Genomic DNA, 15,705 nt, shown 5'->3' with positions numbered 1-15,705 from the left:
AGAGTATAGTTATTGTGCTGGTGCGCACCACAGGGTTGCGCCCAGGACTCCACTATAGGACGGCCATCCTTTCAATTCCCTTTCACTGTGTCGGCGCCGCCACAACCCTTCCCAATTCGGCGCCGGCGCGCCATGATACGCATCCTCTGCCATCCTCCCGCGGGCCGCCATGCGCATCTTGCTAGTCGAAGACCACACCGAATTGCAGCACTGGCTGGCCCGGGCCCTGCGCGAAGCCAACCTGACCGTGGAATGCGCCGACAACGGCGCCGACGCCGACGCCCTCCTGCACACCCAGGATTACGCGCTGGTGGTGCTGGACCTGACCCTGCCGCGCATGGACGGCCTCGAGGTGCTCAAGCGCCTGCGTGCGCGCGGCGGCCAGCGCGGCAAGACGCCGGTGCTGATACTGACCGCGCGCGGCGGCCTGGAAGACCGCGTCCAGGGCCTCAACCTGGGTGCGGACGACTACCTGGCCAAGCCCTTCGAACTGGCCGAACTGGAGGCGCGCGTCAAGGCCCTGCTGCGGCGCAGCGTCGGCAACGAGGCGCTGGTGCACCGCTGCGGCGCCCTCAGTTTCGACACCGTGACCCGCATGTTCAGCTACGCCGGCCATGCGCTGGCGCTGACGCCGCGCGAGCACGCCGTGCTGGAAACCCTGATCACCCGCGCCGGCAGCGCCGTTTCCAAGGAAAAGCTGTTCGACGAAGTGTTCGCGCTGGCCGACGACGCCAGCCTGGACGCCATCGACCTGTACATCCACCGGGTGCGCAAGAAGCTGGACCTCGGCACACCCGACGCCGCCGCCATCACCACCCTGCGCGGCATAGGCTATGTGCTGCAGCCGCGCGGCGAATCCCCGGCCAGGTCCTGACGCCATGTCCATGGCCGGCACCTTGCTGCGGCGCTGGGGCCCCGGCGCGCCGCTGGGCAGCCTGCGCGGCCAGCTGCTGCGCTGGCTGCTGGGACCACTGGTGGTGCTGGTGGCGCTGAACGCCGTGTCGGTCTATCGCAATGCGCTGGACGCGGCCGACATGGCCTACGACCGCTCGCTGCTGGCCTCGACCCGGGCGCTGGCCGAGCGGGTCACGGTGGTGGACGGCAAGGTGGTGGCCGACGTGCCCTACGTGGCGCTCGATTCCTTCGAGACCGACACCCTGGGCCGCATCTACTACAAGGTCACCGGCATCCAGGGCGAGACCGTGTCAGGCTACGGCGACCTGCCGGCGGTGCCGGCCGATGTGCCGCGCTCGGAAAACTATCCGGCGCTGGTGCGCTTCTATCACGCCAGCTACAACGGCCAGCCGGTGCGCATCGCCGCGCTGCTGCAGCCGGTGTACGACGACAGCATGCGCGGCATCGCCCTGATCCAGGTGGCGGAAACCCTGGATGCGCGGCGCGGCCTGTCCAACCAGATCCTGTTCGACACCCTGGCCTGGCAGGCCGGCCTGCTGGCCTCGGTGGCGCTGCTGGTGTGGTTTGCCGTGCGCCTGGTGTTGCGGCCGCTGATGCGGCTCAAGGCGGCGGTGGAGACGCGCGGCCTGAACGACACGTCCGGCGTCGATCCGGCCCTGGTGCACAAGGAAGTGCGGCCGCTGGTGGCGGCCATGAACAATTCCAGCGCGCGCCTGCAGCGCCTGGTCTCCAGCCAGCGCCGCTTCATTGCCGACGCCTCGCACCAGCTGCGCACTCCGCTTACCGTGCTCAAGACCCAGGCCGAACTGGCGCTGCGCGAATGCGGCCGTCCGCATGCCGACGCCGCCGCGCTGCAGGCCGGGTTGCGCGACATCGTGCACAGCATGGCGGCCACCACCGACGCCACCGTCAACCTGGCCAACCGGCTGCTGACCCTGGCGCGCATCGAGCACGGCGGCCAGACCGGCGGCGAACCGGCCGGGCCGGTGGCGCTGCGCGACGTGGCGCGCCAGGTCGGGCTGGAACTGGCGCCGGCCGCGCTGGCCCGGGAGATCGACCTGTCGCTGGAAGCGGACAGCGCCTGCAGCGTGCACGGCCAGGCCTTCCTGCTGCACGAGCTGGTGTCCAACCTGGCCGACAACGCGCTGCGCTACACGCCGCCCGGCGGCAGCGTGGTGCTGCGCACGCGCGAGGAGAACGGCGACGTGCTGCTGGAAGTGGAGGACAGCGGCCAGGGCATCGCGCCGGCCGAGCGCGAAAAAGTGTTTGCGCCCTTCTACCGCGCCGCCGCCACGCTGGAGCGCAATCCGGGCGGCGCCGGCCTGGGGCTGGCCATCGTGCGCGACATCGCCAGCGTGCACGGGGCCACCATCACCCTGGGCGACGGCGTCCACGGCAAAGGACTGAAGGCCACGGTGCGCTTCCCCCCTGCCCCCATTTGATAAAATAGCGGAATACGTACTTTCTATTGGGGCATCACATGAGCGAGCAAGACGTGCGTTGGCTGCAGCGCCTGTCGAACTACCGGCGCGCATTGGCCCAGCTGAAGAAATTCATCGACAAGGGTGAGCTGAACGAGCTTGAGCAGCAGGGACTGATCAAGGCCTTCGAGTTCACCCACGAGCTGGCATGGAACGTACTGAAGGACTACTTCGAGTATCAGGGCGACAACAGCATTACCGACTCGCGTGACGCGACCCGGGCGGCGCTGCGCATGAACCTGATCGGCGATGGCGACACCTGGATGGGCATGATCAAAAGCCGCAACCAGTCCGCCCATACCTACAACAAGGACACCGCTGACGCCATCGGCGCCCTGATAGTCTCGCACTATTTCGGACTGTTCAGCGCGCTGGAAGCCAGGATGACGGAGCTGTCCCGTGACGCCTGAGCGCCATGGCCTCAAGCCGGAGGCCGTCGCCCAAATCGCCGCCATTTTCGCCCGCTGCCAGCACGTCGAACAGGTCATCCTGTATGGCTCCCGCGCCAAGGGCAATTTCAAGCAATGGTCGGATATCGACCTGTGCATGGTGGGCGGCGGCTTGTCCACCACCGACTTGCTGCGGATAGACATGGCGCTGGACGACCTGCTGCTGCCCTACCAGATCGACCTGTCCCTTTACCACCACATCGACAATCCTGAACTCCTCTCACACATAGCGCGCGCCGGCGCCATTTTCTACCAGCGCGCAAAGGAACAAACATGATTACCAAAGAAGAAATGGTCGCGCTGTTTGCCGACATGAAGCAGAATGCCCCCTGGGACATCAACAAGCCCCTGTTGTGGGGCTACTTTTTCGCCGATCCCGCCAAGGCCAAGCTGGAAGCGGCCGCCAGGCTGCTGACCGCCAAGGGCTACCAGCAGGTCGGCATCTACGACTCCAAGCCGGAGGGCGAGAATCCCGCCCTGTGGTGGCTGCACGTGGAAAAGGTCGAGAAGCACACGGTGGACACCCTGCACGCGCGCAACCAGGAATTCTACAAGTTCGCCGAGGAACACCAGATCGAGGCTTACGACGGCATGGACGTCGGCCCCGCCAGCTGAACTGCGGCCGCGCCACCGCCGTCTCCAGCGGGAACCCGGCGCCGCCGTCCTGGGCGGCGCCTGCGCGTCACGCCCTCACCGCAGGGTCCTGGCCTCCGGCTTGAACCCGCAGCCAGGCCCCAACGCCGCCCAGCGCCCCACACTTTGCCGCAATGGCGCAGCCAGCGCCCGTGCGCGGCTCCTCCTGTTCAATCGGACGGCGGGAAATAGCGTTTTCCTAATATGATGAGGCAGACATGCGTTATGTCCCGTGCGCCATATCTGCGCGCCCTCTCATCACACCGTACCGCCATGTTTTCCAGACTTTCGTTTCGCCAATTGCTGCTGGGCGTATTCCTGCTGATCGCCCTCCTGCTGAGCGCCGTGTCGCTGCGCGCGCTGTGGACCCTGGACCAGCTGATCGCACGCAGCCGCGACAACGGCCGGGTGGCGGTGGCGCTGACGGCCAGCGTGCAGCAGCTGGGCGAGCGCACCGTGGCCATGGCGCGCAGCGCGCGCCAGTTCCTGGTGCTGGACGATCCAGCCTTCCGCGGCCGCTATGCCGAAAGCGCGCGCGAGGCGCTGCAGGCGCTGGAGGCGGTGGCGGCGGCGCTGCCGCTGGCGCCCCCCGGCCTGTTCGACGACTGGCGCCGCAACAGCGACAACGCCTGGAACGTGCTGCAGATGCCGACCCCGCCCAAGACCCGTCAGCAGCAACGCCAGGCGCGCCAGGCGGCGCTGGACCGGGCCCTGGCGCCCCTGCCTGGCCTGAACGACCTGCTGGCCAGCGAGATCAAGGCCGAGGTCGAGCGCCGCAACAGCGGCCTGCTGGCCGAGCTGGAGCTGCGCCGCACGGCCCTGACGGCCCAGGTGGCGGGCGCCATCGCGCTGGCGGCCTTGCTGGCGGGCGGCTTCGGCCTGTGGCTGTCGCGCCCGCTGGCCCAGATCGAGGGCGCCATCGACCTGCTGGGCGCCAACCGCTACGAGCAAGCCATCGAGGTGCGCGGCCCCAGCGACCTGCGGCGCGTGGGCCAGCAGCTGAACTGGCTGCGCCAGCGCCTGTCCGACCTGGAGGAAGACAAGGCGCGCTTCCTGCGCCACATCTCGCACGAGCTGAAAACCCCGCTGGCGGCGCTGCGCGAGGGCGTGGCCCTGCTGGAGGATGGCGTGGCCGGCGCATTGTCGCCCAACCAGCGCGAGATCGCCCGCATCCTGAACCAGAACACGGTGTCGCTGCAGAACCAGATCGAAGCCCTGCTGCGCTACAACACGGCCACCTTCGATGCGCAGCGGCTGCGGCGCCAGCATACCGACGTGCTGCCGCTGCTGGAACAGGTGATCGACAGCCAGCGCCTGCAGTGGCAGGCCGCCGGGCTGGCGGTGGCGGCCGACGGCCACGCCGCGCCGATCGCGCTCGATCCCGAGAAACTGTCGGTGGCGATCGCCAACCTGCTGTCCAACGCCGTACGCTTCAGTCCGCCCGGCGGCGCCATCCGCTTCCGGCTGGGCGAACGGGCCGGCCGCCTGCTGCTCGACTGCGCCGACGAGGGGCCGGGCGTGGCGCCGGAAGACGCGGCCCACATCTTCGAGCCCTTCTACCAGGGTGCGCGCCAGCCGGCCGGCGCGCGGCGCGGCAACGGCATCGGCCTGTCCATCGTCCATGAATACATCACCGCCCACGGCGGCCTGCTGCTGCTGCTGCCGACCGCCAGGGGCGCCCATTTCCGTATCGAGCTACCTTATGAAAACTGACAGTCCCTTACCATTGAAAGCCGCCGGCCTGCTGCTGGCGCTGGCCCTGGCCGGCTGCGCCAGCAAGCCCGCCGTCCAGGCGGCGGCCAAGCCCAAGCCTGCTCCCGCTCCCACGCCGCCGGTGGTGGTGGTGGAAAAGCCGCCCCTGGATCCGCTGCCGCCGCTGCTGGCCTATCACCAGTCGCTGCGGCGCATGAGCCAGGGCGAGCTGCTCAAGGAATTGTCCAGCCTGAACCAGCAGCCGCGCGGCGCGCGGGTGTCCATGCAGACCGCCATGGCCCTGATGCTGACCCGCGCCAGCGGCGACATGGCCAAGGCCCAGGCCCTGCTGGACGGCGTGGCCGCATCCGGCGAGGCCGAGGCCGGGCCCTACAAGGCCCTGGCCCAGGTGCTGTCCAGCAGCTGCGCCGAGGCGCGGCGCCTGGCCGAGCACAACGACAAGCTGGCGGCCCAGCTGCGCGACAACCAGAAGCGCACCGACCAGCTGAGCGAAACGGTGGAAGCGCTCAAGGCCATCGAGCGCAACCTGCCGGCCCGTTCCGCCGTGCCGGCCCAGCAGGTGACCAAATGAGGCGGCGCCTGCACATGAGCGCGGCAGCCGAGGGCGCGGACTACGGCGCTGCGGCCGGTGGCGGTGCGGCCAGGGGCGGCGCCGCGGACACCGGGCGCGGCGCCCACCTGCTGGTGGTGGACGACGATCCGGACCTGCTGCGCCTGCTGTCCATGCGGCTGTCGGCCAACGGCTACCGCGTCACGGCCGTCACCAGCGCCGAGGCCGCTCTGGCGCGCCTGTCGATCGAGCTGCCGCGCCTGGTGATCAGCGATATCCGGCTGCCGGACCGCGACGGCATGGCCCTGTTCCAGGAAATCCGCGCCCAGTACCCGGCCCTGCCCGTGATATTGCTGACCGCGCACGGCACCATCCCGGACGCGGTCGAGGCCACCACCCTGGGCGCCTACGCCTACCTGACCAAGCCCTTCGACGCCAAGGTGTTGCTGGAGCGCATAGCCCAGGCCCTGAGCCTGGCCGCGCCCGAGCCCGGTCCGGCGGCGGCGGACGAAGCCTGGCGCGCCGGCATCATCAGCCGCAGCCAGTGCATGGCCGAGCTGCTGGCCGAGGCGCGCCTGGTGGCGGTGTCGGACGCCAGCGTGCTAATACGCGGCGAGAGCGGCACCGGCAAGGAATTGCTGGCCAGCGCCATCCACCGCGCCAGCCGGCGCAGCAAGGCGCCCTTTATTGCGGTCAATTGCGGGGCCATCCCCGAGGCCCTGCTGGAGTCCGAGCTGTTCGGCCACGTCAAAGGCGCGTACACGGGCGCAACCGGCAGCCGCGAGGGCCTGGTGCAGGCAGCCGACGGCGGCACCCTGTTCCTGGACGAGATAGGCGACATGCCGCTGTTGCTGCAGGTCAAGCTGCTGCGCGTGCTGCAGGAGCGCGTGGTGCGCCAGCTGGGTTCGGACGTGGGCCGCCCGGTGGACGTGCGCATCCTGTCGGCCACCCACCGCGACCTCGATGTGGCCATGCGCGAGGGCCAGTTCCGCGAGGACCTGTACTACCGCCTGAACGTGATCACCCTGAACCTGCCGCCGCTGTCGCAGCGGCGCGAGGATATCGCGCCCATGGCGACCCAGTTCCTGACCCGGCTGGCGGCCAAGTATGGCAAGACGGTGCACGGCTTCGCACCGGGAGCGCTGGAGGCGCTTACCACGGCGTCCTGGCCCGGCAACGTTCGCCAGCTGTACAACGTGGTCGAGCACGTGTGCGCGCTGGCCACGGCGCCGCTGGTGCCCTTGTCGCTGGTGCAGCGGGCCCTGCGCGTGCCCTCGCTGGAAGTGCTCAGCTACACCGAGGCCAAGCAGCGCTTCGAGCGCAATTACCTGGTCCAGCTACTCAAACTGACGGACGGCAATGTCGCCGACGCCGCCCGCCTGGCCGAGCGCAACCGTACCGAGTTCTACCGCCTGCTGCAGAAATACGACCTCGATGCCAGCCTGTTCCGTGGCGACGGCAGCGCTGTCGCTTCTGAGCGACAACAATAATCCGATTAAAATCAAATACTTGGCTAGTTAAAGCGTAGGCTTGTCGCCGTTTCCCGACAAATCCGGCCCGGTTCCGGGCCGGATCTTGCAATATTTCAATCCCCACAAGCAAGTTCGCGTATAAGCCATTGATTTACAATGGTTTTTATGAGCTGGCACGCCCTTTGCTGTAAGGGAGATACGTCACAACGGCGTTATCTTCCCAAACAATGAAAGGAAAGCTCATCATGACGAACTCGAAACTGATCGCCCGCCTGCTGGTTGCCGCCTCCCTGACCGCCGCTTCCGTCGGCGCAGCCTATGCCCAGCAGGAGGCCGCCATGGCCGGCGCCACCAAGGCTGCCGCCACCGATGATGCCGCCATCACCACCAAAGTGAAATCGACGCTGGCGGACCAGAAACAAATCGGCGTGACCACCACCGACGGCGTGGTCGTGCTGACCGGCACCGTGGACAGCACCGACGCCGGTACCAAAGCCATACAGTTGGCCTCCGCCGTTCCCGGCGTGAAGGAAGTGAAATCCGAGCTGACCGTGGCCAGCAAATAAGTTTTCAGTACCTAGCATGGAAGGAGAGCGCTCCCTCAATACCCTTAGTGTTTCCCAGTAGTAGCAGTATGTAGCAAGGCAAAGCAGTAGACCCTTTAGGGCGGCCCACACAGCCGCCCGTTTTTTTGCCCATAACGAGTCCATCGCGTCGTACTGATCTACCTAAACAGGTCTATAATGACCCTGAGATTTCTGCAGGAGTTTAGCCATGCCCAAGTTCGTACGCTACGACCAACCCACTGTACTGCGTAACAATACGAAAGTGCTAGGGGCCACGGCTGCCGAGTGGGATGCAGCATTGACAGGGAATATGGCGATCACTTTGCAGCGCGTCAAGCTTTTGGCTGAGTCGGGTGTAAAGCGAGATGTAGCGAACGCGACAGTCTTTGATGTTGCGAGTTCGGTATCAGCGAGTTTGCACCAACGCTGATTACCGGAGGCCGAACTGGTGGCTGGCCTCTATCCTGGCTCCGGTCTCGATCCTAAGAACATCGAGCGGCATGTCATCGTTTTTGGCGGCCCTAATGGCTCTGGCAAAACCTCTCTTATCGATGAGGTGAAAGCAACAGGTCTCCAGTCAGTCAATAGGGTCTACAAAATCCCCGAGCGCTTTATCAATCCCGACCAAGTCGCCAAAGACATGACCGGCAACTTCCCGACACAAGCAGATAGGGACAGGGCCGCAGCCCGGTTGGCGGTCGCTGAACGGCGCCAGGCAATCAGCAGTGGCCAATCGTTTGCATTCGAAACCGTTCTTTCCCATACATCAAGAATCTCGGAAATGCTCTATCTGAAAGAGCAAGGCTATCAGGTCATCCTCACGTTCATCACCACCGACAATCCAGAAAAGAATGTGGCGCGTGTGCGGCTTCGTTACGAGACCAACACCACAACGGGCCACTTTGTCGCTCCAGATAAAGTCCGCGATCGCTACCACCGCACCCTGGCATTGCTACCAAAAGCAGTGGAAGTTGCCGACGCAGTTTTCATTTACGATAACTCCGAAGATTTTTCCAAGGCGCAGTTGCAGGCAATTGTAGAAGCTCAAACAGGCTTGGCCGTTACTCAGCAGTCCAAAGAGTGGCTATTTGAAAAGCTTATCTGGCCATTGCAGGAACGTCAGTCGGCCAGAGAGCTGCACCAACTGCAGGTTGCAGAGCTTGTTGATGCTGACGAACTCTACGGGACCTATGCAGGTGAAATCACCGATGTATCAGATAACTACGTTGTTCATTTCGACATAGCGACTTGCAAGCATGTAATTCACGACCAATTGATGCTGCAAACGTCCCGTGATGGCCCGCCATTTTACTTTGAGCAAGGCCGTCAACTCCGCGTGCAATACGCCATAAATGCTGCGCCAGTTGTCGGAATATAAAAGCCGCTCAATGCTAACTGAGCGGCTTTCGCGCAAGCCTGCACAGCACATCAGCTCAGGTTTTCCAACCGAATCTTGGTAACCGGGCCGCCCACGGTGGACAGCGCTTCCATCTTGGCAATGGCGGCCACCACGTTCTTTTCCTGGGTCTGGTGGGTCAGGAAGATGATGTCGGTGCGGGTCTCGCCTTCCGCCGGCTCCTTCTGCAGCATGGCGTCGATCGAGATGGTGGCGTCGGCCAGGATGCGGGTCAGGTCTGCCAGCACACCGGGCTCGTCGCTGACGTTCATGCGCAGGTAGTAGCTGGTGGTCACTTCCGACATCGGCAGGATCTCGATGTCGGTCATGGCGTTGGGCTGGAACGCCAGGTGCGGCACGCGGTGCTCGGGATCGGCGGTGGCCAGGCGGGTGATGTCGACCAGGTCGGCAATCACGGCCGAGGCGGTCGGCTCGGCGCCGGCGCCTTTGCCATAGTACAGCGTGGCGCCCACGGCGTCGCCCTGCACCAGTACTGCGTTCATCGCGCCTTCCACGTTGGCGATCAGGCGTTTGGACGGGATCAGGGTCGGGTGCACGCGCAGCTCCACGCCCTCCACGCCATTGACCGTGGCGCGCTTGGCGATGCCCAGCAGCTTGATGCGGTAGCCCAGCTGCTCGGCGTACTTGATGTCCACCGCGTTCAGCTTGGAAATGCCTTCCACGTGCGCCTTGTCGAACTGCACCGGAATACCGAAGGCGATGGCCGACATGATGGTGGCCTTGTGCGCCGCATCCACACCCTCGATGTCGAAGGTGGGGTCGGCTTCCGCATAGCCCAGTTCCTGGGCCTGCTTGAGCACGGTGGCGAAGTCCAGGCCCTTGTCGCGCATCTCGGACAGGATGAAGTTGGTGGTGCCGTTGATGATGCCGGCCAGCCAGGCTATGCGGTTGGCGGTCAGGCCTTCGCGCAGCGCCTTGATGATGGGGATGCCACCGGCGACGGCAGCCTCGAAGGCCACCATCACGCCCTTGTCCTGGGCGGCGGCGAAGATTTCATTGCCGTGCACGGCCAGCAGGGCCTTGTTGGCGGTGACCACGTGCTTGCCATTGGCAATCGCCTGCAGCACCAGCTCCCTGGCCTGGTCGTAGCCGCCGATCAGCTCGACGACGATATCGATCTCGGGATCGTTGACGATGTCGAACGGCGAGGCCACCACGTTGACCTTGCCGCCGGTGCGCTGCCTGGCGCGCTCCAGGTTGCGGGCCGACACGGCCACCACTTCGATGCCGCGTCCGGCGCGGCGGCGGATTTCTTCCTGGTTACGCTGCAGCACATCGAACGTGCCGCCGCCAACGTTGCCGGTGCCTAACAGACCTACTTTGATGGGTTTCATATTCTTCGTTTCGTTGCGGACCGCGCCAGCCTGAACCGGTGCGGTCGGGTTGAGCGGTTGCGGAGCGGCTTACGCGCTGGCGCCGTGGCGCTTGCGGTAGCCCTCCATGAAGCGGGCCATGCGGCCGAACGCTTCCGTCATGTCGTCCGTATTGGGCAGGAACACCACGCGGAAATGGTCCGGGGCGATCCAGTTGAAGCCGCTGCCCTGGACGATCAGCACTTTGGTTTCCGCCAGCAGCTCGTAGGCGAACTGCTGGTCGTCCGCGATCGGGTAGACCTTGGGATCGAGGCGCGGGAACATGTACAGCGCAGCCTTGGGCTTGACACAAGTGACGCCCGGGATATCGGTCAGCAGCTGGTAAGCCAGGTCGCGCTGTTTCAGCAGGCGCCCGCCAGGTCCCACCAGGTCTTGTATGCTCTGGTAGCCCCCCAGCGCAGTCTGGATCGCAAACTGGCCGGGCGCGTTGGCGCACAAACGCATCGAGGCCAGCATGTTCAGGCCCTCGATGTAATCCTTGGCATGGCTTTTCTCGCCCGAGACCACCATCCAGCCGGCGCGGTAGCCGCAGGCACGGTAGTTCTTGGACAAGCCATTGAAGGTGACGAACAGCACGTCGTCCGCCAGCGAGGCGATGGAGACGTGCTGGGCGCCGTCGTACAGCACCTTGTCGTAGATTTCATCCGCATAGACGATCAGCTGGTGCTGGCGCGCCAGCTCCACGATCTGCAGCAGCAGTTCCACCGGATACAAGGCCCCGGTCGGGTTGTTCGGGTTGATGACGACAATGGCGCGCGTATTGGAGGTGATCTTGCGGCGGATGTCGGCGATGTCGGGGAACCAGTCCTGCTGCTCGTCGCACACATAATGCACCGGGGTGCCGCCCGACAGGCTGACGGCGGCGGTCCACAGCGGGTAGTCCGGGGCCGGCACCAGCACTTCGTCGCCGGTATTGAGCAGGGCGTTCATGGACATCACGATCAGCTCGGAAGCGCCATTGCCCAGATAGATGTCGTCGATGCCGACGCCGGCGATCTTCTTGCCCTGGGTGTAGTGCATGACAGCCTTGCGCGGCGCGAACATGCCCTTGGAATCGGTGTAGCCGGCCGCGTCGGCCAGGTTGACCTTCATGTCGTGCACGATCTCGTCCGGCGGGTCGAAACCGAACATGGCGAGGTTGCCGATATTCAACTTCGTGATCTTGTGGCCTTCTTCCTCCATTTGCCGGGCTTTTTCCGGCACCGGGCCGCGGATCTCGTAGCACACTTCGGCAAGCTTGTTCGATTTCTGTATCTGTCGCAAGGTAAATCCCGTCTCTGTTAAGGCACTGCCATGCTGCATTGCGAAAAGACCCATTCTGCCGAAAGCCTCCCATTTAATCAACCTTTCAGGGTAGGCAGCCCCGGAAAAACGATACAATGGCGCTTCTTTTGCCCACCGTTTTCACCATGAAGCTGCATCCGAGCAATACCAAACAATATCAGACCGTGACCGGCTACGACGCCAGCGGGGTGGAAATCAATGCGCAGCATTATGATTACAACCTGCTGGTGCTGCCCGAGCAAGAGCCGCGCGCCTGGAGCGCCACCGGCTTCGACAGCCTGACGGCCGAGCACTTCGACGAAATCCTGGCCGACGCGCCCGACGTGGTGCTGCTGGGCACCGGCGAGCGCCAGCGCTTCGTGCATCCGCGCCTGACCATGGCCCTGACCTCGCGCCGCATCGGCGTCGAATGCATGGACAACCAGGCCGCCTGCCGCACCTACAACATCCTGATGGGCGAAGGCCGCAAGGTCACCCTGGCCCTGCTGCTCAAGAACTGAGCGCCCATACCAACCACCCAAAACTAGAACGACAGGCCTGATGAACGACCTGCATAACAACAAGAAGCTGCTGTGGCCGCTGCTGGCGGCTTTTATCCTGGTCTCGCTGTACGCGCTGGGCGTGCGCTCCCTGGTGCCGCCCGACGAGGGCCGCTATGCCGAGATGGCGCGCGAAATGCTGGCCAGCGGCGACTGGATCACCACCCGCCTGAACGGCATCAAGTACTTCGAGAAGCCGCCGCTGCAGACCTGGATGAACGCCCTCACCTTTGCCGTGTTTGGCGTGGGCGAATGGCAGGCGCGCCTGTGGACCGGTTTGTGCGGCATAGGGGGCGTGCTGCTGGCCGGTTACACCGGCACGCGCGTGTTTGGCGCCCGGGCCGGCTTCTACGCCGCCCTGGTGCTGGGCTCCAGCCTGTTCTGGGTGGCCTGCGGCCAGATCGATTCGCTCGACATGGGCTTGTCCGGCATGACCACCCTGGCCCTGTGCGCCCTGCTGCTGGCCCAGCATGACGGCGCCAGCGCCGGCGAACGGCGCAACTGGATGCTGGCCTGCTGGGCAGGGATGGCGCTGGCGGTGCTGGCCAAGGGCCTGATCGGCGTCGTGATCCCGGGCGCGGTGCTGGTGTTCTACACGGTGGCGGCGCGCGACTGGGGCATCTGGACCCGGCTGCACCTGGGCAAGGGCCTGCTGCTGTTCTTCGCCATCGCCACGCCCTGGTTCGTGCTGGTCGGCCTGAAGAATCCCGAGCAGCCGCATTTCTTCTTCATCCACGAGCACTTCGAGCGCTTCCTGCTCAAGGAACACCACCGCGAGGGCGCCTGGTACTACTTCCTGGTGCTGCTGCTGCCCGGCATCGTGCCCTGGCTGGGGGTGCTGCCGCAAAGCCTGCTGGCGGCCGGCCGCCGCGCCAGCGGCGCCGTGTTCCAGCCGAAAATGCTGCTGCTGGTGTGGACCGTGTTCATCATGGCCTTTTTCACCAAGTCCAGCTCCAAGCTGCCCGGCTACATCCTGCCCATTTTCCCGGCCCTGGCCCTGCTGATCGCCTGCCAGCTGGAGCAGGCTACGCGCCTGAGCCGCACCATCGCCGGCGCCGTGCTGCTTCTGATCGGCGTGGGCGGCCTGGCTGCCGTGCCGCGCATGGCCCACATGGCGGTGCGCCACGCCGCCGAGCGCGCCCTGCTGGACGCCTACCAGCCCTGGGTGCTGGCGGCCGCCATCGTGGCCGCCGCCGGCGGCGCCGTGGCCATCTTCCATGCGCGCCAGCTGCGCCGCGACCATGCCGTGCTGAGCCTGGCCGTGGCCGGCTTCCTCGCGGTGCAGCTGATACTGGCCGGCTTCGAACCCTATGGCAAAATGCGCGCCGGCAAGGCGCTGATCCCCGCCATCCAGGCCGAGCTCAAGCCCGACACCCGCATCTATTCGGTCGGCACCTACGAGCAGTCCATGACCTTCTACCTGGGCCGCACCGTGACCCTGGTCGATTACTGGGACGAGTTCACCTTCGGCCTGCAGCAGCAGCCGGAACTGTCCATCCCCAAGGTCGAGGGTTTCATCGCCGACTGGAACGCCCAGCGCGCGCGCGGCGTGAAGGCGCTGGCCATCGTGGCCAGCGAGGACGTGGAAAAATTCCAGGCGCGCGGCCTGCCGCTGCGCGTGGTAGCGCGCGACAGCCGCCGCGCCGTGATTGCCAACTTGTAGCCTCCCAACCCGTCCGCACCGCACGGCTGCGCGCCGCGCGGGCGAACCACTTTGAGTAACATATGAACATCGCAACTTTCAGTTTCATCGTCTTCGGCGTGCTGCTCAACGCCGTGGCCCAGCTGCTGCTCAAGGCCGGCGCCCGCAACGTGGGCGAAATCCACATCAGCCTGCAGAACCTGCTGCCGCTGGCCGTCAAGGTGGCGACCCAGCTGCCCATCATCGGCGGCCTGGCCTGCTACGTGCTGTCGGTGGTGCTGTGGATCGTGGCCCTGTCGCGGGTGGACGTGTCGGTGGCCTATCCCATGCTGTCGCTGGGCTATGTGGTGGCGGCCGTGGGCGCCTGGTACCTGTTTGGCGAGGTGCTGTCGCTGCAGCGGGTGGCCGCCATCGCCATCATCCTGGCCGGCGTGGCGCTGCTGGCCCGCAGCTGAGGCGGCGGACCGCTATCATATCGTCCAGCTTGCCATTTACGCTTTAGAATGCGATTTCCAGACAAGAGAACATCATGACACTGCCCTTCCTGCCGTTTTCCAAGCCTACCATCGATGAAGAAACCATCGCCGCCGTCGGCGAGGTGCTGCGCTCCGGCTGGATCACCAGCGGTCCCAAGGTGCAAGCCTTCGAGGCCCAGCTGTCGGCCTATTTCGGCGGCCGTCCGGTGCGCACCTTCAATTCCGGCACCTGCACCATGGAGATCGCCCTGCGCATCGCCGGCATCGGTCCCGGCGATGAAGTGATCACCACGCCCATCTCGTGGGTGGCCACCTCCAACGTCATCATCGAAGTGGGCGCCACCCCCGTGTTTGCCGACATCGACCCCGTCACCCGCAACATCGACCTGGATAAACTCGAAGCCGCGATCACGCCGCGCACGCGCGCCATCATCCCGGTCTACCTGTCCGGCCTGCCCGTCGACATGGACCGGCTGTACGCCATCGCGAAAAAACACAATTTGCGCGTGGTCGAGGACGCGGCCCAGGCCCTGGGTTCGCAGTGGAAGGGCAAGCCCATCGGCTCCTTCGGCGACTTCGTCTCGTTCAGCTTCCAGGCCAACAAGAACCTCACCACCGCCGAGGGCGGCTGCCTGGTGCTCAACAATGCCGAGGAAGCCCGCCTGGCCGAGAAGTACCGGCTGCAGGGCGTGACCCGCAGCGGCGTGGACGGCATCGACGTGGATGTCCTGGGCGGGAAGTACAACATGACGGACATTAACGCCGCCATCGGCCTCGGGCAGTTGAAGAACCTGGATGCCATCACGGCCCACCGCCGCGACCTGGCGCGCCATTACTACGAGCAGTTCGGGCCCGAGTTCGAGGCGCAGTCCGGCGCCAGCCTGCCGCTGCAAGCTTTCGACACCAGCAACTACCACCTGTTCCAGATCATCCTGCCGGACCGCGGCCCCACCACCCGCGCCGACTTCATGCGCGCCATGCAGGAGCGGTTCAACATCGGCACCGGCTACCACTACGCGCCGATCCACCTGTTCACCCTGTACCGCGAGCGCGGCTTCAAGGAAGGCATGTTCCCCGTGTCCGAGAAAATCGGCCGCCTGACCGTGACCCTGCCCATGTTCTACGCCATGACAAAGGCCGACGTGGAGCGCGCGGTGGCCGCCGTGAAGGCCATCCTGATCAAATGAACGTCTCG

17 protein-coding genes are annotated in these 15,705 nt (G+C 65.4%); 15 read left to right on the top strand and 2 right to left on the bottom strand.

The features are described from left to right. Positions 1-169 precede the first annotated feature (169 nt). From ACLB1G_RS15640 to ACLB1G_RS15590, 11 genes are all read left to right on the top strand, one after another. On the top strand, positions 170-874 hold the full coding sequence (locus ACLB1G_RS15640; RefSeq protein WP_491628146.1) for a response regulator: 705 nt from the start codon (positions 170-172) through the stop codon (positions 872-874). Positions 875-878: 4 nt separating this feature from the next. Then, positions 879-2,357: a sensor histidine kinase gene (locus ACLB1G_RS15635; RefSeq protein WP_491628145.1), complete on the top strand. Its 1,479-nt coding sequence runs from the start codon at positions 879-881 to the stop codon at positions 2,355-2,357. A 38-nt stretch (positions 2,358-2,395) separates the two neighbouring features. Continuing rightward, complete coding sequence (locus tag ACLB1G_RS15630) at positions 2,396-2,806, top strand: nucleotidyltransferase substrate binding protein (protein WP_491628144.1); 411 nt, start codon at positions 2,396-2,398, stop codon at positions 2,804-2,806. Continuing rightward, a complete protein-coding gene (locus tag ACLB1G_RS15625; protein ID WP_491628143.1) occupies positions 2,796-3,122 on the top strand; it encodes a nucleotidyltransferase domain-containing protein in 327 nt (108 codons plus the stop codon). Before ACLB1G_RS15630 ends, ACLB1G_RS15625 begins: the two co-directional genes overlap by 11 nt. Continuing rightward, entirely contained in the window at positions 3,119-3,460 is a 342-nt protein-coding gene (locus tag ACLB1G_RS15620; RefSeq protein ID WP_491628142.1) for a ribonuclease E inhibitor RraB, read from the top strand. The genes ACLB1G_RS15625 and ACLB1G_RS15620 overlap by 4 nt, the downstream gene beginning before the upstream one ends. Before the next feature lie 291 nt (positions 3,461-3,751). Next, positions 3,752-5,191, top strand: coding sequence for a sensor histidine kinase (locus ACLB1G_RS15615; RefSeq protein WP_491628141.1), 1,440 nt, complete (start codon positions 3,752-3,754; stop codon positions 5,189-5,191). After that, positions 5,181-5,762, top strand: coding sequence for a hypothetical protein (locus ACLB1G_RS15610; protein ID WP_491628140.1), 582 nt, complete (start codon positions 5,181-5,183; stop codon positions 5,760-5,762). Before ACLB1G_RS15615 ends, ACLB1G_RS15610 begins: the two co-directional genes overlap by 11 nt. Then, on the top strand, positions 5,759-7,231 hold the full coding sequence (locus ACLB1G_RS15605) for a sigma 54-interacting transcriptional regulator (protein ID WP_491628139.1): 1,473 nt from the start codon (positions 5,759-5,761) through the stop codon (positions 7,229-7,231). Before ACLB1G_RS15610 ends, ACLB1G_RS15605 begins: the two co-directional genes overlap by 4 nt. Before the next feature lie 227 nt (positions 7,232-7,458). Then, complete coding sequence (locus ACLB1G_RS15600; protein ID WP_491628138.1) at positions 7,459-7,779, top strand: BON domain-containing protein; 321 nt, start codon at positions 7,459-7,461, stop codon at positions 7,777-7,779. Between the two features lie 208 nt (positions 7,780-7,987). Beyond that, complete coding sequence (locus ACLB1G_RS15595) at positions 7,988-8,209, top strand: hypothetical protein (protein ID WP_491628137.1); 222 nt, start codon at positions 7,988-7,990, stop codon at positions 8,207-8,209. Between the two features lie 18 nt (positions 8,210-8,227). Then, positions 8,228-9,157, top strand: coding sequence for an ATPase (locus tag ACLB1G_RS15590; RefSeq protein WP_491628136.1), 930 nt, complete (start codon positions 8,228-8,230; stop codon positions 9,155-9,157). Positions 9,158-9,207: 50 nt separating this feature from the next. On the opposite strand, the gene ACLB1G_RS15585 is transcribed toward ACLB1G_RS15590, so the two are convergent. Together ACLB1G_RS15585 and ACLB1G_RS15580 are read right to left on the bottom strand one after the other, a co-directional pair. Further along, positions 9,208-10,530, bottom strand: a complete 1,323-nt coding sequence (locus tag ACLB1G_RS15585; RefSeq protein WP_491628135.1) for a homoserine dehydrogenase — start codon at positions 10,528-10,530, stop codon at positions 9,208-9,210. Between the two features lie 69 nt (positions 10,531-10,599). After that, positions 10,600-11,832: a pyridoxal phosphate-dependent aminotransferase gene (locus tag ACLB1G_RS15580; RefSeq protein WP_491628134.1), complete on the bottom strand. Its 1,233-nt coding sequence runs from the start codon at positions 11,830-11,832 to the stop codon at positions 10,600-10,602. A 146-nt stretch (positions 11,833-11,978) separates the two neighbouring features. Here ACLB1G_RS15580 and ACLB1G_RS15575 point away from each other — a divergent pair, with 146 nt between their 5' ends. From ACLB1G_RS15575 to ACLB1G_RS15560, 4 genes are all read left to right on the top strand, one after another. Further along, positions 11,979-12,353, top strand: coding sequence for an Mth938-like domain-containing protein (locus tag ACLB1G_RS15575; RefSeq protein WP_491628133.1), 375 nt, complete (start codon positions 11,979-11,981; stop codon positions 12,351-12,353). A gap of 40 nt (positions 12,354-12,393) precedes the next feature. Further along, positions 12,394-14,055, top strand: coding sequence for a glycosyltransferase family 39 protein (locus ACLB1G_RS15570; RefSeq protein WP_491628132.1), 1,662 nt, complete (start codon positions 12,394-12,396; stop codon positions 14,053-14,055). Positions 14,056-14,117: 62 nt separating this feature from the next. Beyond that, on the top strand, positions 14,118-14,489 hold the full coding sequence (locus ACLB1G_RS15565) for an SMR family transporter (protein WP_491628131.1): 372 nt from the start codon (positions 14,118-14,120) through the stop codon (positions 14,487-14,489). A gap of 74 nt (positions 14,490-14,563) precedes the next feature. Beyond that, complete coding sequence (locus ACLB1G_RS15560) at positions 14,564-15,697, top strand: DegT/DnrJ/EryC1/StrS family aminotransferase (RefSeq protein ID WP_491628130.1); 1,134 nt, start codon at positions 14,564-14,566, stop codon at positions 15,695-15,697. Positions 15,698-15,705 lie beyond the last annotated feature (8 nt).

It is taken from the genome of Duganella kummerowiae (genome assembly GCF_053572355.1).
Note: the sequence above shows the minus strand (reverse complement) of the source record. Positions and strands in the feature narration are given on the sequence as shown.

Bases quoted from the DNA above. Each gene is read 5' to 3' on its own strand.
- ACLB1G_RS15640 (WP_491628146.1), top strand. From the start codon at position 170: ATGCGCATCTTGCTAGTCGAAGACCACACCGAATTGCAGCACTGGCTG.
- ACLB1G_RS15635 (WP_491628145.1), top strand. From the start codon at position 879: ATGTCCATGGCCGGCACCTTGCTGCGGCGCTGGGGCCCCGGCGCGCCG.
- ACLB1G_RS15630 (WP_491628144.1), top strand. From the start codon at position 2,396: ATGAGCGAGCAAGACGTGCGTTGGCTGCAGCGCCTGTCGAACTACCGG.
- ACLB1G_RS15620 (WP_491628142.1), top strand. From the start codon at position 3,119: ATGATTACCAAAGAAGAAATGGTCGCGCTGTTTGCCGACATGAAGCAG.
- ACLB1G_RS15615 (WP_491628141.1), top strand. From the start codon at position 3,752: ATGTTTTCCAGACTTTCGTTTCGCCAATTGCTGCTGGGCGTATTCCTG.
- ACLB1G_RS15610 (WP_491628140.1), top strand. From the start codon at position 5,181: ATGAAAACTGACAGTCCCTTACCATTGAAAGCCGCCGGCCTGCTGCTG.
- ACLB1G_RS15605 (WP_491628139.1), top strand. From the start codon at position 5,759: ATGAGGCGGCGCCTGCACATGAGCGCGGCAGCCGAGGGCGCGGACTAC.
- ACLB1G_RS15600 (WP_491628138.1), top strand. From the start codon at position 7,459: ATGACGAACTCGAAACTGATCGCCCGCCTGCTGGTTGCCGCCTCCCTG.
- ACLB1G_RS15595 (WP_491628137.1), top strand. From the start codon at position 7,988: ATGCCCAAGTTCGTACGCTACGACCAACCCACTGTACTGCGTAACAAT.
- ACLB1G_RS15585 (WP_491628135.1), bottom strand. From the start codon at position 10,530: ATGAAACCCATCAAAGTAGGTCTGTTAGGCACCGGCAACGTTGGCGGC.
- ACLB1G_RS15575 (WP_491628133.1), top strand. From the start codon at position 11,979: ATGAAGCTGCATCCGAGCAATACCAAACAATATCAGACCGTGACCGGC.
- ACLB1G_RS15570 (WP_491628132.1), top strand. From the start codon at position 12,394: ATGAACGACCTGCATAACAACAAGAAGCTGCTGTGGCCGCTGCTGGCG.
- ACLB1G_RS15565 (WP_491628131.1), top strand. From the start codon at position 14,118: ATGAACATCGCAACTTTCAGTTTCATCGTCTTCGGCGTGCTGCTCAAC.
- ACLB1G_RS15560 (WP_491628130.1), top strand. From the start codon at position 14,564: ATGACACTGCCCTTCCTGCCGTTTTCCAAGCCTACCATCGATGAAGAA.